Here is an 18,206-nt window from a genome sequence, read left to right as displayed (position 1 = left end):
CGAAGTACCGACTAGGTCTCGTTCGGATCACTAGACGGTACGGTGTCTGTCATGACCGGCGTGGGTGACGACTCGCGCGGCCGCCTTCTGGGCAGGCCGTGGCTCGTCGTCGGATTCGTCCTCGCCATCGGAGCCACTCTCGCACTGGTGCTCAGCGACGACCTCCGGTTCCTCCGGCTGGGAATCGTCGCAGCCCTTTGGGCCGCCTTGATCGGCGCCTTCCTCGCCGTGAGGTATCGCAAGCACGCGGCGCACAGCGAGGACGCGGTCGCCGAGGCGCAGGCGGTATACGAACTGGAACTGGAACGCGAGATCGCGGCTCGGCGTGAGTACGAGCTGGAGATCGAAGCCGAGACGAGGGAGGCCGCGGAGGCCAAGTCGCGCGAGGAGCTCGACGCGTTGCGCGCCGAGGTGTCGGCGCTGCGCGAGAGCTTGCAGTCGCTGTTCGGCGGCGAGGTGCTGCTGGAACGCGTCGCGCTCACCGCGCAGGCCACGCGCATGCGCTCGCTCAACGACGACCAGCGGCTCGTGTCGGCCGGCTCGGAGTCCAAGAACGGCAACGGCAAGAAGCCCGCGCAGCTGATGGCGCCGAAGAAGCCGGTGGTCGAGGTCAGCAACGACCGGCCCACCGAGCTGATGGACCGCGTGCTCGACACCCCCGGCACCGACCGGCGGCGCAAGCCGGCCAACGGCTCGGGCCAGCCGGGTCAGCACGGTCCCGGCCAGGGCCAGGGTCCGAACGGCAAGCCGCCCGCTTCGCTGAACACCCAGCGCACGCAGCAGCTCGCACGGCCGAAGCAGAACCGGCCGAAGCCGGCTCCGCAGCCGGCGTCCCAGCCCGAGCCCGAATCGGCCGCCGCGCGCGCCGTGAAGGCCGCCGAGCTGCGCGCCGAAGCCGCGCGTCGTCAGGCCGCCGCGGCCGAGTCGCAGCCGACGCGCACCGTCGCGCCGGTCGCGAAGCCCGAGTCGCTCGAGGAAACGCGCCAGGTGCCGCGGGCCGAGGTGTCGCGCCCGGGCATGCGCCGGGTGGAGCCGCCCGTTTCGCGTGCCGAGGCGTCACGGCCGGAGCTGCGTCGCGTCGAGCCGCCGGTGTCGCGGGCCGAGGCGTCGCGACCCGACCTGAACCGTGTCGAGCCCCCGGTCTCGCACGCCGAGGTGTCCCGGCCTGACCTGCCCCGCGTGAGCCGCCAGGACCCGCCGACCGGTGAGTCCACGGCCGCCTGGAAGCCGGCGTGGGACGCGTCCGCCGACTTCGGCGAGCGCCGCCGCTCCTCCGGCGACACCCCGCCGAAGCCCCGCGAGGCCACCGCTTCGCGCACCGACCTCCCGCCCGTGCCGGAGGCTCCGGAGCCCTCGCCCGCGGAACCGGGCCAGCGCAAGCCTTCGCGCCTGGAGCAGTTCTCGCGCACGGACCTGTCGCCCCTGGCCGACTCCGCGCCCTCGACGCGGCACGGCGCTCACTCGAACCCGGGTGAGGAACCCGAGGAGCCGGTCAACCCGACCTTGCCGGAGTCGGTCCGCAGCACCGTCGCCAAGACCTCCGGCGGCCGCCGCCGTCGCTCCGACGACGAGCCTGCCGAAACGCCCGGCAGCGGCCGCCGCCGTCGCCCTGACGGTGAGCCACCCGCGTGGGAAGGCATGGTCACCGAGCGGGCTTCGCAGAGCCGTCGCAACGTGCCTCCCGTGGACGCCCCGGAGGACACCCCGTCCCGTGGCCGCCGCTCCGCCGAAGCCGCTCCCGCGAGCGGCTCCCACGCGGCGGGCCGGTCGGTCACGGAACTCCTGGCCGCCAACGGCGCGGCCGAATCGGCGCCGCGCCGTCGTCGTCGAGCAGAGGACTGAAGCTCCCGGAAAAGCGGAAACCCCCGGTCTGATGGCCGGGGGTTTTGCTTTTCCACGGTGGCAGGTGATCATCGATTCTCGGCCGGACTCGCCAGGCGCGACAAGAAATGCGCGGCCTCAAAGAGCCACAGCCAGCACCACACACCTCACCCCCGTATGGTGACCGCTCGTGAACGGAACCCTCCCCACCACGAAGGGCTCAGCGGCGAGACCCGGTGCTCGCCTTCCGCGTCGGGTCACGGTGTTGTTGCCCGTGGTCGGGTTGATCGTCGTGGCGTTGTGCGGCCTGTTCCTGTTCGGGCTGGCCACGGCGCGCGTCGGCGTGGGGGCGGTGGCGATCGGGGTGCTGGCGGCACTCGTGCCGGTCGCGGTGGTGGTCGCGGGATTCCTGTGGGTGGACCGGTGGGAGCCGGAGCCCGCGAAGTTGCTGTTGCTGGCCTTCGCGTGGGGCGCGTGCATCGCGACGATCACCGCGCTGGTCATCAACAGTGGCGCCGAGGCCGTGGGCGACATCCTGCTCGGCAGCGGGAACGGCTCCAAGATCAGCGCGCTCATCTCCGCTCCGCTGGTGGAAGAAGCGGCGAAGGACGCCTTCGTGCTGCTCATCTTCTGGCGCCGCAGCGCGGAGTTCGACGGGGTGGTCGACGGAATCGTCTACGCGGGGTTCTCGGCGGCCGGCTTCGCGTTCACGGAGAACATCTACTACTTCGGCCGCGCGTTCGCCGAGTACGGCTTCGGCAACGGCGCCAACGCGGGCGTGCTCGCCGCGTTTTTCCTGCGTGGCGTGCTGTCGCCGTTCACGCATCCGTTGTTCGCCGTGATGGCGGGCATCGGTTTCGGAGTGGCGGCGCGCACGCGGCAGCGGTGGCTGCGGGTCGTCGCGCCGCTGGCCGGGTATCTCGCGGGCGTTTGCCTCCACGCGCTGTGGAACAGCGCGGCCACGCTCGGCGGCTCGAAGGCGTTCCTCACCGTGTACTTCCTGATCATGGTGCCGTTGTTCATCGGCGTGGTCTACGTGATCGTGCTGCAACGACGGCGCGAACAACGGATCGTGGCGGCCGCGTTGCCGAGAATGGTGGCCGACCGGTGGATCGCGAAGTCGGAGGTCAGCCTGCTGGCGAGTCTCTCGGGCCGCCGCGCGTGGCGCAGACAGGCCCGACGCGAGTCCGGCAGGGCGGCGGCGCGGGCGGTCGGGCTGTACCAGGCGAGCGTTTCCGAGCTGGCGTTCCTGGGGCGCAACAGGATCCGCAGCGAAGAGGACCAGCAGCGTCAGGACGAGCTGCTGCGCACCTTGAAAGCAGCGCGCGCCGACGCCGTGCGCCTCGCCACCACGGGCGAGCCGCGATGATCGTCATCCCCCCGGCGGGGTAGCTCGATCGAGCCGAAAAACCCGTGCTCAGCGGGGGTGTGGCGGCCCTCCGCCGCACAGATCCCCGAGGCGCGATTAAATTACTTCCGCGATTGAACGACCGGGTGAAGCTCGTCACCAGAGCTCCGCGATCCGGACGCGACGGGGCTACTCTCGCGCCGTCGTCTGGTACCCGCGCCGGAAGAGCGGGACTGGAACGAGCCAAGGAGTTTCGAGCCATGAGCGTCCACAGGCGCACGCCATGAACCGACCGGCCCGCCTCGCGGTGGGCGTGGTCTCGGCCGGCCGGGTGGGCAGTGTTCTCGGCGCCGCACTGGCCAGGGCCGGCCACACGGTCGTCGCCGCCTCCGGCCTTTCGGTCGAGTCGCTGGCGCGGGCCGAACGCCTGCTGCCCGACGTCCCCCTGCTGCCGCCCGACGAGGTCGTCCGCCGCGCCGACCTGGTGCTGCTCGCGCTGCCCGACGACGCGCTGGAAGGCATGGTCCGCGGGCTCGTCGCGACGGAGTCGCTGCGGCCCGGCCAGATCGTCGTCCACACCTCCGGTGCCCACGGCGTCGACGTGCTGAAGCCGGCCGCCGAGGCCGGCGCGCTGGCGCTCGCGCTGCACCCCGTGCTCACGTTCACGGGCCGTGCCGAAGACCTGGAACGTCTCAGCACCGCCAGCATCGGCGTCACCGCGGCGCCCGACGACGAGGTGGCCTGGAACGTCGGCGAGGCGCTGGCCGTGGAGATGGGTGCCGAGCCGGTGCGCATCCCGGAGGCCGCCCGCGCGCTGTACCACGCGGCGCTCTCGCACGGCGCCAACCACCTGATGACGCTCGTCGCCGACTGCACGGAGCTGCTGCGCGAAGCCGGAATCGGGCATTCGGAACGACTCGTCGCACCACTGCTGTCGGCCGCACTGGATAATGTGCTGCGCCACGGCGACCGCGCCCTCACCGGCCCGGTGGCACGTGGTGATCTCGGCACCGTCCGCAAGCACCTCACCGTGCTCTCGGACTCGGAACCGGCGATCGCCCCGGCCTACCGGGCACTGGCCCGGCGCACAGCCGAGCGGTCCCACGCCGCCGGCCTGCTCGACGCGGCGACCGCCGCCGAGCTGACCGACCTCCTCGACGACCCCGCCGAAGGGCAGACCCCGTGACCACACCGAAGTTCCAGCGCGCCACGCTCAACGCGTACCAGCCGCCCGAGCACATCAGCCAGGTGACGCGCGCGCTGCGCAGCGTCGGCCACAAGGTGGCGCTCGTGCCCACGATGGGCGCGCTGCACGCCGGCCACCGCGAGCTGATGCGCCGCGCGAAGCGCCTGCCGAACACGATCGTGGCCGCGTCGATCTTCGTGAACCCGCTGCAGTTCGGCGCGGGCGAGGACTTCGAGGCGTACCCGCGGCGCATGGAGGAGGACCTCGCGACGCTGGGCGAAGCCGGCGTCGAGCTGGCCTTCACGCCGAAGGCGAGCGACCTGTACTCCGAGAACGCGATGGTCACCGTGCACCCCGGCCCGCTCGGCGACGAGCTGGAGGGCGCCGCCCGGCCCGGGCACTTCACCGGGGTGCTCACGGTCGTCGCGAAGCTGTTCAACCTGCTGCGCCCGGACTACGCCTTCTTCGGGGAGAAGGACTACCAGCAGCTGGTGCTGATCAAGAAGATGGTGGCCGACCTGAACATCGACACCCGCGTGATCGGGGTGCCGACGGTCCGCGAGCGCGACGGGCTCGCGCTGTCTTCCCGCAACGTGTACCTCACGCCGGAGCAGCGGGAGGACGCCGTGGTGCTTTCCGCGGCGCTGACCGCGGGGGCGCACGTCGGCCGTGACGGGGCCGAAGCGGTGCTGGACATGGCTCGCCGGACGCTCGCCGAGCGTCCGCAGGTGGAGGTGGACTACCTGGAGCTGAGGGGAACCGATCTCGGGCCGGCGCCCGTCGACGGTGAGGCACGGCTGTTGATCGCCGCCCGGGTGGGGAGCACCCGGCTGATCGACAACGTGGGAGTGCTGCTCGGACGGGCTGTGGACCATCCGAGCGTGGATCCGGACGCAGGGGAATAGGGAGAGTCCACGATGTACCGCACGATGCTGAAGTCGAAGATCCACCGGGCGACCGTGACGCAGGCGGATCTGCACTACGTGGGGTCGGTGACCGTCGACGAGGACCTGATGGAGGCCGCCGACCTCCTGCCGGGCGAACAGGTGTCCATTGTGGACGTCACGAACGGGGCCCGGCTCGAGACCTACGTGATCAAGGGCGAGCGCGGCAGCGGCGTGCTCGGCATCAACGGCGCCGCGGCGCACCTGGTGCACCCCGGTGACCTCGTCATCCTCATCTCCTACGGCCAGATGGACAGCGTGGAGGCGCTGAACTACGAGCCGCGGGTGATCTTCGTCGACGAGGACAACCAGATCGTCGAGCGCGGGACCGACCCGGCCCACGCGCCGGAGGGGTCGGGGCTGCTGAGCGGCACCGTCACCCTGCCGGAGGAGGACACGATCGCCTTCCCGGTGGCCGAAACCGCCGACGCGCGCCGGCTCGACGCGTTGCTGCACGCGGAAAGCTGAGCTCCCAACCCACCGAGTCGGCGGCGAAACCGGGCCGCAGTAAAGGAAGTCCGCGTTGCTGCTCACCGTCGACGTCGGCAACACCAACATCGTCCTCGGCCTGTACGAGGGACAGCGGCTCGTCGGCGACTGGCGCATGCGCACCGACGCGCGCATGACCGCCGACGAGCTCGCGCTCACCATGCGCGGCCTGCTCGGCCCGCACGCCGACGCGATCACCGGCATCAGCGCACTGTCCACAGTGCCCGCCGTGCTGCGTGAACTGCGGGTGATGCTCGGGCGTTACTACCCGCGGCTGCCGAAGATCGTGGTGGAGCCCGGCGTGCGCACCGGCGTGCCGCTCCTTGTGGACAACCCCAAGGAGGTGGGCGCCGACCGGCTCGTGAACACGCTCGCCGCCCACCACCTGCACGCCACCGCGTGCGTGGTGGTCGACTTCGGCACGTCCACGAACGTCGACGCCATCTCCGCCAAGGGCGAGTTCCTCGGCGGCGCGTTCGCCCCCGGCATCGACATCTCCGTGGACGCCCTCGCGGCTCGCGCCGCCGCGTTGCGCAAGGTGGAGCTCGTGCGGCCGCGGTCGGTGATCGGGAAGAACACCGTGGAATGCCTGCAGTCCGGTATTCTCTACGGCTTCGCGGGCCAGGTCGACGGCCTCGTCAAACGCATCGTGCGCGAGCTGCGGAGCGAGGAAACCGAGCCGGTCGCGGTGATCGCGACCGGCGGCCTCGCGCCGTTGGTGATCGGCGAATCGGAGACGATCAAGGAACACGTCCCCGATCTGACGTTGCTGGGATTGCGGTTGGTGTACGAACGCAATGTGCGCTAGTTCGACGGCGCCAGGAATTCTTCCCAGGTGCGGGTGCCGGTTTCCGCGTCGAGATTGAGGTTGTCGCCCGCGCGGTAGGCGCGGCCGGCCTTGCCCGGCAGCCGGACGGGCAGCTTGGGCCGGCGCTTTCCGTTGGCCCGCAGGTAATCCTCCACGAGCTCACGCAGGGGGTAGACCTTCGGGCCCGCCAGGTCGGCGACGCGGCCGGCAGGCGCGCCGAGGGTCAGTCCGGCGAGGCGGGCCGCGACGTCGCGGGCGTCCACCGGCTGGAACCGCATGCCGCCCGGCAAGGGGACGACGGGCAGTTTCGCGGCGGCGCGCACCGCGTCGAGGCAGAAGCCGTGGAACTGGGCGGCGCGCAGGATCGTCCACGGCAGACCCGAGGCGATCACGGTCTTCTCCGCCTCGAACTTGCGCGTGAAGTAGCCCAGCGGCACGCGGTCGGCGGCGATCACCGAGATGAACACGAAATGGCCGACGCCCGCGCGTTCAGCGGCGTTCACCAGGTTCGCGGTGGCCACGTCGTCGCCCTTCGGGCCGCCGGCCAGGTGCAGCACCACGTCCACGCCGTCGACCGCGGCTTCCAGCCCTTCGCCGCTGAGCAGGTCGCAGGTGACGTGGTCGGCGGAGTCGGCGGGTGCGTGGCGGCTCAGAATGCGCAGCTTCGCGTCCCGCAGCAGCGGGGTCACGAGGGTGCCGAGCGTGCCGGTGCCGCCGGTGACGAGGATCGTGCTCATTTCTTCCTCCGTTCCGGTCACCTGACCGGGATTGTCGGTGTGTACTTCGGTGAACCCGCGCGACGGAGGAATGTGACACGTGGACGAAAAGGCCTGGTTGGCGCAGCAGTTCGAGGAGAACCGGCCGCGGCTGCGCTCGGTCGCGTACCGGATGCTGGGCTCGCTGAGCGAAGCCGAGGACGCCGTGCAGGAAGCCTGGCTGCGGCTCGACGGCGTGGACTCGCGCGAGATCGAGAGCCTGCCCGCCTGGCTCACCACGGTCGTCTCGCGCCAGTGCCTCAACCAGCTGCGCACGCGCGAACGCCGGCGGGAGGACTCGCTCGACGCGCAGGTCTTCGAACGCGGTGACGACTTCGACCTCGAAGCGGAAGCGCAGCTCGCCGACTCGGTCGGGCTCGCGCTGCTGGTCGTGCTCGACTCGCTGGGGCCGGCCGAGCGCATCGCGTTCGTGCTGCACGACATGTTCGCCGTGCCGTTCGAGGACATCGCCGTGATGCTCGACCGCACCCCGGCGGCCGTGCGCCAGATCGCCAGCCGAGCCCGGCGCCGGGTCCGGGGCGAACAGCCGACGGCCGACGTCGAGCGCAGCCGCCGGGCCGTCGAGGCCTACCTGGCGGCGGCGCGCGGCGGCGACTTCGAGGCGCTGCTGCAGCTGCTCGACCCCGACGTGGTGCTCCAGGCCGACGCCGCCGTCTCGGGAGCTCCGGCGCCCGTCGTGCTGCGGGGCGTCCGCAGCGTGAGCAAGGGCGCGCTGCTCGCTTCGGAACGGGCGCGGGACACGCAGGTGGCGCTGGTCGACGGCGCGCCCGCCCTCGTGCTCGCGCCGCGCGGCCGCCTCGAGGTCGTGCTCACGTTCACCTTCGACGGCGACCGCATCACGGCCATCGACGTCGTCGGCGACCCCGAGCGGCTGCGTGCGTTGGAGATTTCAGTCTTCTAGTGCAGCACCTTCAACCCCACGACCCCGGCGACGATCAGGATCAGGCACGCGATGCGGCCGATCGTCGCGGGGTCGTGGAGGGCGAAGATGCCGTAGACGGCGGTCTCCACAGCGCCGATGCCGACCCACACCGCGTAACCGGTGCCGAGGGCCGCCCAGGCGGTTTCGAGGACACCCGCGACGACAAGAACGAGCCAAGCCACGATCAGAACCTTCCGCAGTGAGGTGGAGATCCACTGCGCCGTCTTGTCCTGACCGGGTACGACGCGGTGTCTTCGGCCCCGGCTCCGCCGGGGCGCGCGATCTCGCGTCGTGGTTCAGCTCTTGCGCGCGCGGAACACCGTTGTCACCAGCGGGTAGTCGAATTCGCCCGCACCCGCGTCCGGCACCGCCAGGAGGAACTCACGAGCGGCAGCCAGGGCCGCGTCGCGTTCGGCCGGGTCGGCGACCAGGAAGTTGGAGTGCGTGGCGACGGTCGCGAGCAGCGTGTCGATCGTGCGGCGGTGCGTGTGCGGGAACTCGCGGTCTTCGAACGGCTCGAAGCCGGTGGCCGACAGGCCCTCGTTCTCGTCGCGGAACACGCGGCTCACACCCGTGCGCACGATCTTCGCGAACTCGACCACCCACTGCACCGTCAGATCGTCGTGGTTCCACAGCGCCACGACGACCCCGCCCGGGCGCAGGACGCGGTGGATCTCCGCGAACGCGGGCTCCAGATCGAACCAGTGCAGCGCCTGCCCGATGAACACCGCGTCGACGGACTCGTCGGCCAGCGGGATGTCCTCGGCCTTGCCCGTGAGCGCCGTGGTGTCCGGCAGGAGCTTGGACAGCTGGGCGAGCATGCCCTCGTCGGGCTCCACCGCGGTCACGGTGAGGCCGAGGTCGACCAGCCCCTGCGTGAGCTTTCCGGTGCCGGCGGCGAGGTCGAGCACGTCGCGCGCGTCGTGGGTGGCGCCGGCGAGCCCCCATTCCACGGCGGCCTGCGGGTAGTCGGGCCGGTGCTCGGCGTAGGCGGCGGCGTGGCCGCCGAACGACGAGGCGCGGCGGGCGTGGAGTTCCTGGTCATACGTGGGATCGGTCACGAGAACCGAGACTAATACGGGAAAAGGCCGCGCCGGTGCCTCGAAGGGTAATCCGGTTGGCGTCGCCGACCAGCGGGTTCGTACGCTATGGGCCATGACCGAATTCCCCGCGCCCGACGCGCTGCCCGAAGACGACCTGCCCGAACAGATGCGGGTGCGCCGGGACAAGCGCGACCGGATAATCGCGGAGGGTGTCGATCCTTACCCCGTAGAGGTTCCCCGCACCCACTCGCTTGCCGAGATCCGGGCCGCGCACACAGATCTCGCCCCCGACACCACCACTGGTCAGACGGTCGGCGTCACCGGCCGGGTGATGTTTCTGCGCAATACGGGCAAACTGTGTTTCGCCACTCTTCGTGAGGGTGACGGCACGGAACTGCAGGCGATGCTCAGTCTCGCGAAGGTCGGTGCGGAGTCGCTCGCGTCGTGGAAGAGCGATGTCGATCTCGGTGACCACGTATTCGTCTCCGGCGAGGTGATCACTTCCAAGCGCGGTGAGCTTTCCGTGATGGCCGACAAGTGGCAGCTCACGTCGAAGGCGCTGCGGCCGCTGCCCAACACGCACTCCGACCTTGCCGAGGAAACGCGAATCCGGCAGCGTTATGTCGACTTGATTCTGCGCGATCGGGCCCGCGATGTCGTGCGTACTCGCGCCGGCGTGGTGCGCTCGCTGCGCGAGTCGTTCCACCGGCGTGGATTCACCGAGGTGGAGACGCCGATGCTGCAGACGCTGCACGGCGGCGCCGCGGCCAGGCCATTCGTGACGCATTCGAATGCGTTCGACCTCGAGCTGTACCTGCGGATCGCGCCGGAGCTCTACCTCAAGCGCTGCGTGGTCGGCGGGATCGAGAAGGTTTTCGAGATCAACCGCAACTTCCGCAACGAGGGCAGCGACTCCTCGCACTCGCCTGAGTTCGCGATGCTGGAGTACTACGAGGCCTACGCCACGTACGACACGAATGCCGTGATGACCCGCGAACTCATCCAGGAGGCCGCGGAGAACGTGCTGGGCACCCAGGTCGTCACCCTCGTCGACGGATCGGAGTACGACCTTTCCGGCGAATGGACGACGCTCGGCATGTACGAGTCGCTGTCGGAGGCATTGGGCGAAGAAGTATCACCCGAGACTCCCGCCGAGCGGTTGCACAAGATCGCCGCGGCGCGCGAGATCGAGGTGGACCCGAAGCTCGGCCACGGCAAACTTGTCGAAGAACTGTGGGAACACCTCGTCGGCGACGATCTCTCCGCACCCACATTTGTGCGTGATTTTCCCCTTGAGACATCCCCGCTGACCAGGCAACACCGGAGCCGGGCCGGGGTCGCGGAGAAGTGGGACCTCTACGTGCGCGGTTTCGAACTCGCCACGGGTTACTCCGAGCTGGTGGATCCGGTCGTGGAGCGGCAGCGCCTCACCGAACAGTCCCTCCTGGCGGCACAGGGTGATAGTGAGGCCATGCGTCTCGACGAGGATTTCCTTCGCGCCCTGGAGTACGGAATGCCGCCGAGCGGTGGCGTCGGAATGGGGATCGACCGGCTGCTCATGGCGCTGACCGGTCTCGGTATCCGGGAGACGATCCTCTTCCCCCTCGTACGGCCGGAATAACCCACCCGTCGGTAGGAACCGGCCGGGTTTATCTCAAACGAGATTTGCATGCGGCCGGATGAGCGGGTATTAATGTGAGTGACAAAGACTTCTGTCCCGGGGCTCGCCCCGTAACCAGATCATTCGCGTAAGCCCCGCAGGAGGAATCAGATGGCACAGAAGGTGCTCGTCTCCCTGGTTGACGACCTCGACGGCAGTGAGGCCGAAGAGACCGTCGAGTTCGGTTTGGACGGTGTGACCTACCAGATCGACCTGTCCTCGGAAAACGCCGAAGAGCTGCGCGACGCACTGGCCCAGTACGTGGAGCACGCCCGTCGTGCCGGTGGCCGCAAGCGCGCCGCGTTGCGCCCGGTCGCGGGTGCGAAGGCCTCGGCTCGCCCGGCCACGGTCGACCGCGAGCAGAACCAGGCCATTCGCGCCTGGGCGCGCAAGAACGGTTTCGCGGTTTCCGACCGGGGACGGATCCCGTCGGAGGTCGTGGAGGCCTACCACCAGAAGAACTGAGGGGCACAACGAGGAGGCGGCCGCCGGGATATTTTCCGGCGGCCGTTTTGCTTGTCCGGTTTCTGTCCGGTCGCTTGTGCCGGGTCGGCTTGTGTTCACCGCGGCGCAGTGTTCAAGAACGCTCGTTCTGCGTCGGCACGGCGGGCCGAACGGGCGAACTCGCCGGGCGAGGTTCTGGTCACCGCGCGGAAATCACGGTGAAGTGCGGTTGATCGCGATAGCCGAGCCGCGTGGCCAGGTCCGCGAAATCGGGACGACCGGCGTCGGCGAGGTTGCGCGCGGCGTCGTTCAGGCGGTATATCCGGATCGCCCACTTGGGCGTGCAGCCGGCGTGTTCTTGGAGAGCCGCTGAAGCGCACGTGCGGACAAGCCGGCACTCGCGGCGAGTTGATCGACGCACGTGATTTCCGCATCCTCCGCGATTGTTTCCACCGCCGCGGCGGCCGTCCGCGCGGCGGGCGGAAGAGCCGAGTGCTTTGCGATCGGCAAGTTGTCGATTGCAGTGATCATTTCCTGATCGTCACTCGCATTTCGCGCCGATTCGGCCGCTTCGGTGCCGCCGCTGCCGAAGACGTCCCCCCAGCGGTGCGGATCGGCGCGCGACGATTCGCGTGGGCGCGCCGAGGAACGGGCGCAAGCGCCCCGGCCGGAACCGCACCCACCTCTCCCGTCGGCGAGCGAACGGGCTGCGGCTCGGCCGGGCACATCGCACGTACTGGGGAGGACGGTCAAGTGCGCCTGCGATGTCCGGCCGGTCTGCTCTCGAGGTCATCGCCACGCAGCGAACCACTGAAAGCTCCCGAGGGGGCCGTCCCCGAGTCCATTCAATCGGCGATCACCGGCAGAAACCCCGGCCAGGCGTTTCGGGGGCGTGGTGTCCACAACTCGGCGTGGATGTGGACAACGCAGGTGTGGCGAGGTCATGGCGCATCGGGTGGGCGAAATGAGCGCGAATCGCGCGTGGCGGTGAGGGCGGATTCGGCCGGGTGGCGCGGCGTCGGCGGTCCGGATGAGGAGGCGGGCCGACATCGGGGCAAGTCGGTCCTGGAGGCTGGCGCCGCGGCGGCGCGTTCTGCGCAGCGGAACCGGTCACTGCGCAGGTGATGTGGGCCAGGCCACGGCTGGACCGGGTGAGTCGTGTCCGTATCGCTGACGCGCGTTGGCGCGGCCGAGCCGGCCTTACCCGCGCCGGCCCGCGCGACTCGCGCCCGCCGGCGCCGGGCCGCGGCCGTGGCTGAGTCGAGCCGGCCGGTGGAGCCACTTGGGGCCACCCGACCCCGGCCGAGTGGGCTTACCGCGCGCAAACCGCGACCAGCCCGACCTCGTCCTCTCCCTACCGCGAGCAGGCGCGCGGGCATTCCGCGCACTCGGCCTCGCCCGGCAGCAGGTAGGAGAAGCAGCAGCTCTCCCGCCGGCGTTCCCAGGCGCGGTGCCCTTCGGCGTCCACGGCCATGCGCAAGGTGGAGGCGGAGGTCAGCGGGCGGTACCGGTCGTCCAGCACCAACGCGGCGTCGGCGACCCCGGCGCCTTCCGCGTCCGGTGTCCCGCCGCGTCGGCCGGCCCACCACAGCGAGTTGTCCAGCGCGTCGGTGGCCGCGGCCCACAACATGCGGCGGCCCAGCCGGCTACTGGGCGCGTACGCGCGGACGAAGCGTGTGGCGTGCGCCACGAACTGGGCGCGCAGCACGCCGGCCAGTGCGCGTTCGTCGGCCACGACCGTGGCCTCGGGTCGCGCGGAGCCGGGGTCGGTGGGCAGGCAGCAGAAGCTGTCGCCCAGCACGGCCATGCCCTCGGGGTGCGGACGGTCGTCGCCGAGGCCGAAGGCGAGCTGCTCGGGTTTGAGCGACGGCACGCGGCGTTCGTGGTGCAGCAGCAGCGCGCCGACGTACGCGGGCACGTGCAGGTACCACGACATCACGTAACTCGCGGCCGTGCGCTCGGGTGCGGCGCCGTGGTTGTGGAGAAGCCACTTTTCCAGCCGTTCACGCCATTCGGTGAAAAGCTCGGGGTGTTCGAGCAGCTCGGCGCAGTGGAACCACCCGGTCGGGACGTCTCGCCGCAGCTCACCGCGCTCGTGCAGCCCCCCGACTCGCACGAGCGAACTGGCGAGGCCGTCGCCGACGCCGGTGCAGCCTCTGGAAGACCGCTGCTGGTTCACCGCGGCCCTCCTCACCGGCCGAACTGATTAGGCGTGCCTAACCTTACAGAGGTTTCGCGGTTGCGCCAATCGGGTGCCCACCTGGTGGAAACGGCCAGCTCCCGGATGTGTTCGCGCTGAGCGGACAGGGGGGTGCGAGCGGAATCCGAACGCGGGCCCGTACGTTCGACAAGAGGTAAAAGTGCAGGGCAACCGGATGTTGGATGGTGACCGGAGCGGTCACCGGCCGGGTGCCAAAAGGCCACCGCAAGCCGTAGTGGTACGCAAGCGCGACCGCTTGGCTACTACAGTGGTCTCACGGTGCTGTCCGTCGCGGGTGAAATCCGTGGCGGGAACGGGCCGCCGACGCAGCAGTCGAGGGAGTGCGCATGTTTGAGAGGTTCACCGACCGCGCGAGGCGGGTGGTCGTCCTGGCCCAAGAAGAGGCCCGGATGCTCAACCACAACTACATCGGCACCGAGCACATCCTCCTGGGTCTGATCCACGAGGGTGAGGGTGTCGCCGCCAAGGCGCTCGAGTCGCTGGGCATTGCCCTCGAGGGAGTGCGCCAGCAGGTCGAAGAGATCATCGGCCAGGGTCAGCAGGCGCCGAGCGGGCACATCCCGTTCACGCCTCGGGCCAAGAAGGTGCTTGAGCTGTCGCTGCGCGAAGCGCTGCAGCTCGGCCACAACTACATCGGTACCGAGCACATCCTGCTCGGCCTGATCCGCGAGGGTGAGGGCGTCGCCGCACAGGTGCTCGTCAAGCTCGGCGCGGACCTCAACCGGGTGCGCCAGCAGGTGCTGCAGCTTCTCTCGGGTTACCAGACCGGCGAGAAGTCCACCGAGAGCGGCTCGGGCCGCGGCGAGGGCACCCCGTCGTCGTCGCTGGTGCTCGACCAGTTCGGTCGCAACATGACCGTGCTCGCCCGCGAGGGCAAGCTCGACCCGGTCATCGGGCGCGGCAAGGAGATCGAGCGGGTCATGCAGGTGCTGTCCCGCCGCACCAAGAACAACCCGGTGCTCATCGGCGAGCCGGGCGTCGGCAAGACCGCCGTCGTCGAGGGCCTGGCGCAGAGCATCGTCAAGGGCGAGGTGCCCGAGACGCTCAAGGACAAGCAGCTCTACACGCTGGACCTGGGCTCCCTGGTCGCCGGCTCCCGCTACCGCGGTGACTTCGAAGAGCGCCTGAAGAAGGTGCTCAAGGAGATCAAGACCCGCGGCGACATCATCCTGTTCATCGACGAGCTCCACACGCTCGTCGGCGCAGGTGCCGCCGAGGGTGCCATCGACGCGGCTTCGATCCTGAAGCCGATGCTGGCCCGCGGTGAGCTGCAGACGATCGGTGCGACCACGCTCGAGGAGTACCGCAAGTACATCGAGAAGGACGCCGCGCTGGAGCGCCGCTTCCAGCCGATCCAGGTCGGCGAGCCGTCGCTCGAGCACACCATCGAGATCCTCAAGGGCCTGCGCGACCGGTACGAGGCGCACCACCGCGTCTCGATCACCGACTCGGCGCTGGTCGCGGCCGCCACGCTGGCCGACCGCTACATCAACGACCGGTTCCTGCCGGACAAGGCCATCGACCTCATCGACGAGGCCGGCGCCCGCATGCGCATCCGCCGCATGACCGCGCCGCCGGACCTGCGCGAGTTCGACGAGAAGATCGCCGACGTCCGCCGCGACAAGGAGTCCGCGATCGACGCGCAGGACTTCGAGCGGGCCGCCCGCCTGCGTGACGAGGAGAAGACCCTCCTCGGCCAGAAGGGCGAGCGCGAGAAGCAGTGGAAGGACGGCGACCTCGACGTCGTCGCCGAGGTGGACGACGAGCAGATCGCGGAGGTGCTGGCCAACTGGACCGGCATCCCGGTGTTCAAGCTCACCGAGGAGGAGACCACCCGGCTGCTGCGCATGGAGGAAGAGCTCCACAAGCGCATCATCGGCCAGGAGGACGCGGTCAAGGCCGTCTCCCAGGCGATCCGCCGTACGCGCGCCGGTCTGAAGGACCCGAAGCGCCCGTCGGGCTCGTTCATCTTCGCCGGCCCGTCCGGTGTCGGTAAGACCGAGCTGTCGAAGGCGCTGGCCTCGTTCCTGTTCGGCGAGGACGACGCGCTCATCCAGATCGACATGGGTGAGTTCCACGACCGCTACACCGCTTCGCGGCTGTTCGGTGCCCCTCCGGGCTACGTCGGCTACGAAGAGGGCGGGCAGCTGACCGAGAAGGTGCGGCGCAAGCCGTTCTCGGTGGTGCTCTTCGACGAGATCGAGAAGGCGCACCAGGAGATCTACAACACCCTCCTGCAGGTGCTCGAAGACGGCCGCCTCACCGACGGCCAGGGTCGCACGGTCGACTTCAAGAACACGGTCCTGATCTTCACCTCGAACCTGGGCACCTCGGACATCTCGAAGTCCGTGAGCCTCGGCTTCTCTTCCGGAGCGGACGTCACGAACCGCTACGAGAAGATGAAGCAGAAGGTCAACGAGGAAATGAAGAAGCATTTCCGGCCTGAGTTCCTGAACCGTATCGACGACATCATCGTGTTCCACCAGCTCACGCAGGAACAGATCATCCAGATGGTCGACCTGATGATCGGGCGCGTGGAGACGCAGCTCAAGGCGAAGGACATGGAGCTCGAGCTCACCGCCAAGGCCAAGGCTCTGCTGGCCAAGCGTGGCTTCGACCCCGTGCTCGGCGCCCGGCCGCTGCGTCGCACGATCCAGCGCGAGATCGAGGACCAGCTGTCGGAGAAGATCCTGTTCGGCGAGGTCGAGCCCGGCCAGATCATCCTGGTCGACGTCGAGGGCTGGAGCGGCAACCCCGAGGACCGCGACGACGAAGCGCACTTCACCTTCCGCGGTGAGCGGCGCCCGTCCTCGGTTCCGGACGCGCCGCCGGTCAGCATCGGCGCCTCGGAGCACGACACCGAGAACGACTGATCGCATGACGAGCTGAGAAGGGCGGTTCCCCACGGGGAGCCGCCCTTCTCCGTATTGTCGAGTCCATGGGGGACTCACGGCTCACGGACCACCTGCGCGTGGCCACGGCGTTGGCGCTGCTGAGCGACCGGCAGCTGACCGAACGGCTCGCGGCCGCCGAGGTGGTGTCCGAAGGCATCGGCGGCACGGGCGCGCGGCTCGACGTCGACGGCATTCCGGTGTTCGCGAAACGGGTGCCGCTGACGGAGCTCGAACTCCGGCATCCGCACTCCACAGCCAATCTCCACGACCTGCCCGTGTTCTGCCACTACGGCCTCGGCTCGCCGGAGGGCTCGGCGTGGCGGGAGCTGGCGCTGCACGTCATGGCCACCGGCTGGGTGCTCGGCGGTGAGTGCGAGTACTTCCCGCTGCTGCACCACTGGCGCGTGCTGCCGCTGCGAGCCAACCGGGTTCCCGATCGCCCGCTCGAAGAGGACGTCGAGTACTGGGGCGGTTCAGCCGCCGTACGCCGGCGGCTGGAGGAGCTGGAGGCGGCCGAGGCGAGCGTGGTGCTGTTCTGCGAGTACTTCCCGACGACGCTGCACGCCTGGCTGCCCTCGCACCTCGACCAGGCGGAGCACGTGGAACAGCAGGTGTTCGAGACGGCCGCTTTCCTTCGCGCACAAGGCGTGCTGCACTTCGACACCCACTTCGGCAACTTCCTCACCGACGGCGAGCGGGTCTACCTGACCGACTTCGGCCTCGCCTTCGCCACGAGGTTCGACCTGGGTGCCGAGGAACGCGCGTTCGCCGAGGCGAATGTCGCGCACGATGAGGCGTATCTGGCCATGCACCTGACGCAGTGGCTGGTCACGGAGGTCTGCGGCACCTGGGACCGGGCCGAGCGCGTCGCCGCGGTCCGCCGCGCGGCCGCCGGGGAGCTGCCGCTGCCGGAACCCGTGGCGTCGGTGGTCGCGCGGCACGCGAAGACGGCCGTGGAGTTCACCGACTTCTACGACCGGCTTCGCGCGGACCGCGAGGCGCCGTTCCCGAGCCTCAGTTCAATGTTCCGGCGCTGACGGCGAGGTCGTCCGCGGTGGTCAGCGCGGTCGTGATCACGGCGTCCAGCGCTTCCGCCGACTGCTGCACGGCGAGCGCCGGCCGGTCCGCCCCGACCTGCTCCGGCGCCGACGGCACGTGGACGAATCCGCCTCGCAGGGAAGGGAACTCGTGGGCGAGCAAATGCATCAGGCCGTAGAAGACCTGGTTGCACACATAGGTTCCCGCCGTGTGCGACACCGCCGCCGGCACACCCTTCGCCTGGATCGCCGCCACCGCCGCCTTGACCGGCAACGTGGTGAAGTACGCCGCCGGGCCGTCCGCGATCACCGGCACGTCGACGGGCTGGTCGCCGGCGTTGTCGGGAATCCGCGCGTCGATCAGGTTGATCGCCACCCGCTCCGGCGTGACCGCGCTGCGCCCGCCCGCTTCTCCCGCACACACCACCAGACTCGGCCGGTGCTGCTCGATCGCCGCGCGCAAGGCCGTCAGCGACGCGCCGAACTCCACCGGCAGCTGCACCGCGACCACGTCGTCCCGCCGCGCGGCCACCAGCTGTGCCGCCTGCCACGACGGGTTCGTCGCCGACCCACCGAACGGCGCGAACCCCGTGAGCAACACCGTCATGCCGAA

General features: G+C 69.8%; 18 protein-coding genes. 11 read left to right on the top strand and 7 right to left on the bottom strand.

Translation table 11 applies throughout. From position 1 onward, the window contains the following. Window positions 1–51: 51 nt before the first annotated feature. From AB0K15_RS17865 to AB0K15_RS17840, 6 genes are all read left to right on the top strand, one after another. Window positions 52–1,842: a DUF6779 domain-containing protein gene (locus AB0K15_RS17865; RefSeq protein ID WP_364051012.1), complete on the top strand. Its 1,791-nt coding sequence runs from the start codon at window positions 52–54 to the stop codon at window positions 1,840–1,842. Between the two features lie 241 nt (window positions 1,843–2,083). Next, on the top strand, window positions 2,084–3,190 hold the full coding sequence (locus AB0K15_RS17860) for a PrsW family intramembrane metalloprotease (RefSeq protein WP_364051943.1): 1,107 nt from the start codon (window positions 2,084–2,086) through the stop codon (window positions 3,188–3,190). A 262-nt stretch (window positions 3,191–3,452) separates the two neighbouring features. Continuing rightward, window positions 3,453–4,355, top strand: a complete 903-nt coding sequence (locus AB0K15_RS17855) for a DUF2520 domain-containing protein (RefSeq protein ID WP_364051009.1) — start codon at window positions 3,453–3,455, stop codon at window positions 4,353–4,355. Beyond that, on the top strand, window positions 4,352–5,260 hold the full coding sequence (gene panC, locus AB0K15_RS17850) for a pantoate--beta-alanine ligase (protein WP_364051006.1): 909 nt from the start codon (window positions 4,352–4,354) through the stop codon (window positions 5,258–5,260). Before AB0K15_RS17855 ends, panC begins: the two co-directional genes overlap by 4 nt. A 12-nt stretch (window positions 5,261–5,272) precedes the next feature. After that, on the top strand, window positions 5,273–5,767 hold the full coding sequence (panD, locus tag AB0K15_RS17845; protein WP_220244802.1) for an aspartate 1-decarboxylase: 495 nt from the start codon (window positions 5,273–5,275) through the stop codon (window positions 5,765–5,767). Window positions 5,768–5,822: 55 nt separating this feature from the next. Beyond that, window positions 5,823–6,596: a type III pantothenate kinase gene (locus AB0K15_RS17840; RefSeq protein ID WP_364051003.1), complete on the top strand. Its 774-nt coding sequence runs from the start codon at window positions 5,823–5,825 to the stop codon at window positions 6,594–6,596. Here the strand turns inward: AB0K15_RS17840 and AB0K15_RS17835 are convergent. Continuing rightward, window positions 6,593–7,333: an NAD(P)H-binding protein gene (locus tag AB0K15_RS17835; protein WP_364051000.1), complete on the bottom strand. Its 741-nt coding sequence runs from the start codon at window positions 7,331–7,333 to the stop codon at window positions 6,593–6,595. The genes AB0K15_RS17840 and AB0K15_RS17835 overlap by 4 nt on opposite strands. Before the next feature lie 79 nt (window positions 7,334–7,412). On the opposite strand from AB0K15_RS17835, the gene AB0K15_RS17830 reads away from it, so the two are divergent. Next, window positions 7,413–8,273: a sigma-70 family RNA polymerase sigma factor gene (locus AB0K15_RS17830; RefSeq protein ID WP_364050997.1), complete on the top strand. Its 861-nt coding sequence runs from the start codon at window positions 7,413–7,415 to the stop codon at window positions 8,271–8,273. Here AB0K15_RS17830 and AB0K15_RS17825 read toward each other — a convergent pair. Together AB0K15_RS17825 and AB0K15_RS17820 are read right to left on the bottom strand one after the other, a co-directional pair. Next, entirely contained in the window at window positions 8,270–8,476 is a 207-nt protein-coding gene (locus AB0K15_RS17825; RefSeq protein WP_364050994.1) for an SMR family transporter, read from the bottom strand. The genes AB0K15_RS17830 and AB0K15_RS17825 overlap by 4 nt on opposite strands. A gap of 114 nt (window positions 8,477–8,590) precedes the next feature. Then, window positions 8,591–9,355 carry a class I SAM-dependent methyltransferase gene (locus AB0K15_RS17820; RefSeq protein WP_364050991.1) on the bottom strand — a complete coding sequence of 255 codons (765 nt, stop codon included), beginning with the start codon at window positions 9,353–9,355 and terminating at the stop codon, window positions 8,591–8,593. A gap of 94 nt (window positions 9,356–9,449) precedes the next feature. Here AB0K15_RS17820 and lysS point away from each other — a divergent pair, with 94 nt between their 5' ends. Next, window positions 9,450–10,958, top strand: a complete 1,509-nt coding sequence (gene lysS / locus AB0K15_RS17815) for a lysine--tRNA ligase (RefSeq protein WP_364050988.1) — start codon at window positions 9,450–9,452, stop codon at window positions 10,956–10,958. A gap of 150 nt (window positions 10,959–11,108) precedes the next feature. Next, window positions 11,109–11,462 (top strand): Lsr2 family protein, encoded by a 354-nt coding sequence (locus AB0K15_RS17810; RefSeq protein WP_285971935.1) that lies wholly within the window; start codon window positions 11,109–11,111, stop codon window positions 11,460–11,462. Between the two features lie 178 nt (window positions 11,463–11,640). Here the strand turns inward: AB0K15_RS17810 and AB0K15_RS17805 are convergent, their stop codons facing one another. From AB0K15_RS17805 to AB0K15_RS17795, 3 genes are all read right to left on the bottom strand, one after another. Then, window positions 11,641–11,754, bottom strand: a complete 114-nt coding sequence (locus AB0K15_RS17805; RefSeq protein ID WP_364051940.1) for a hypothetical protein — start codon at window positions 11,752–11,754, stop codon at window positions 11,641–11,643. After that, complete coding sequence (locus AB0K15_RS17800; RefSeq protein ID WP_364051997.1) at window positions 11,751–11,972, bottom strand: hypothetical protein; 222 nt, start codon at window positions 11,970–11,972, stop codon at window positions 11,751–11,753. Before AB0K15_RS17800 ends, AB0K15_RS17805 begins: the two co-directional genes overlap by 4 nt. Window positions 11,973–12,795: 823 nt before the next feature. After that, window positions 12,796–13,620: a (2Fe-2S)-binding protein gene (locus tag AB0K15_RS17795; RefSeq protein WP_364050984.1), complete on the bottom strand. Its 825-nt coding sequence runs from the start codon at window positions 13,618–13,620 to the stop codon at window positions 12,796–12,798. 368 nt (window positions 13,621–13,988) lie between these two features. On the opposite strand from AB0K15_RS17795, the gene AB0K15_RS17790 reads away from it, so the two are divergent. Beyond that, window positions 13,989–16,535 carry an ATP-dependent Clp protease ATP-binding subunit gene (locus tag AB0K15_RS17790; protein WP_364050981.1) on the top strand — a complete coding sequence of 849 codons (2,547 nt, stop codon included), beginning with the start codon at window positions 13,989–13,991 and terminating at the stop codon, window positions 16,533–16,535. Between the two features lie 65 nt (window positions 16,536–16,600). Then, window positions 16,601–17,593 (top strand): hypothetical protein, encoded by a 993-nt coding sequence (locus AB0K15_RS17785; RefSeq protein ID WP_364050979.1) that lies wholly within the window; start codon window positions 16,601–16,603, stop codon window positions 17,591–17,593. Here AB0K15_RS17785 and pcp read toward each other — a convergent pair. Beyond that, window positions 17,571–18,200 (bottom strand): pyroglutamyl-peptidase I, encoded by a 630-nt coding sequence (gene pcp / locus AB0K15_RS17780; RefSeq protein ID WP_364050976.1) that lies wholly within the window; start codon window positions 18,198–18,200, stop codon window positions 17,571–17,573. The two genes, AB0K15_RS17785 and pcp, sit on opposite strands and share 23 nt — an antisense overlap. Window positions 18,201–18,206 lie beyond the last annotated feature (6 nt).

The sequence above is a fragment of the Amycolatopsis sp. NPDC049253 genome (assembly GCF_040678995.1).
Taxonomy (GTDB): domain Bacteria; phylum Actinomycetota; class Actinomycetes; order Mycobacteriales; family Pseudonocardiaceae; genus Amycolatopsis.
The sequence above is the reverse complement of the archived record's forward strand: the minus strand, read 5'-3'. Positions and strand labels throughout refer to the sequence as shown.

Bases quoted from the DNA above. Each gene is read 5' to 3' on its own strand.
- AB0K15_RS17855 (WP_364051009.1), top strand. From the start codon at position 3,453: ATGAACCGACCGGCCCGCCTCGCGGTGGGCGTGGTCTCGGCCGGCCGG.
- panD (WP_220244802.1), top strand. From the start codon at position 5,273: ATGTACCGCACGATGCTGAAGTCGAAGATCCACCGGGCGACCGTGACG.
- AB0K15_RS17865 (WP_364051012.1), top strand. From the start codon at position 52: ATGACCGGCGTGGGTGACGACTCGCGCGGCCGCCTTCTGGGCAGGCCG.
- lysS (WP_364050988.1), top strand. From the start codon at position 9,450: ATGACCGAATTCCCCGCGCCCGACGCGCTGCCCGAAGACGACCTGCCC.
- AB0K15_RS17785 (WP_364050979.1), top strand. From the start codon at position 16,601: ATGGGGGACTCACGGCTCACGGACCACCTGCGCGTGGCCACGGCGTTG.
- pcp (WP_364050976.1), bottom strand. From the start codon at position 18,200: ATGACGGTGTTGCTCACGGGGTTCGCGCCGTTCGGTGGGTCGGCGACG.
- AB0K15_RS17835 (WP_364051000.1), bottom strand. From the start codon at position 7,333: ATGAGCACGATCCTCGTCACCGGCGGCACCGGCACGCTCGGCACCCTC.
- AB0K15_RS17790 (WP_364050981.1), top strand. From the start codon at position 13,989: ATGTTTGAGAGGTTCACCGACCGCGCGAGGCGGGTGGTCGTCCTGGCC.
- AB0K15_RS17810 (WP_285971935.1), top strand. From the start codon at position 11,109: ATGGCACAGAAGGTGCTCGTCTCCCTGGTTGACGACCTCGACGGCAGT.
- AB0K15_RS17800 (WP_364051997.1), bottom strand. From the start codon at position 11,972: ATGATCACTGCAATCGACAACTTGCCGATCGCAAAGCACTCGGCTCTT.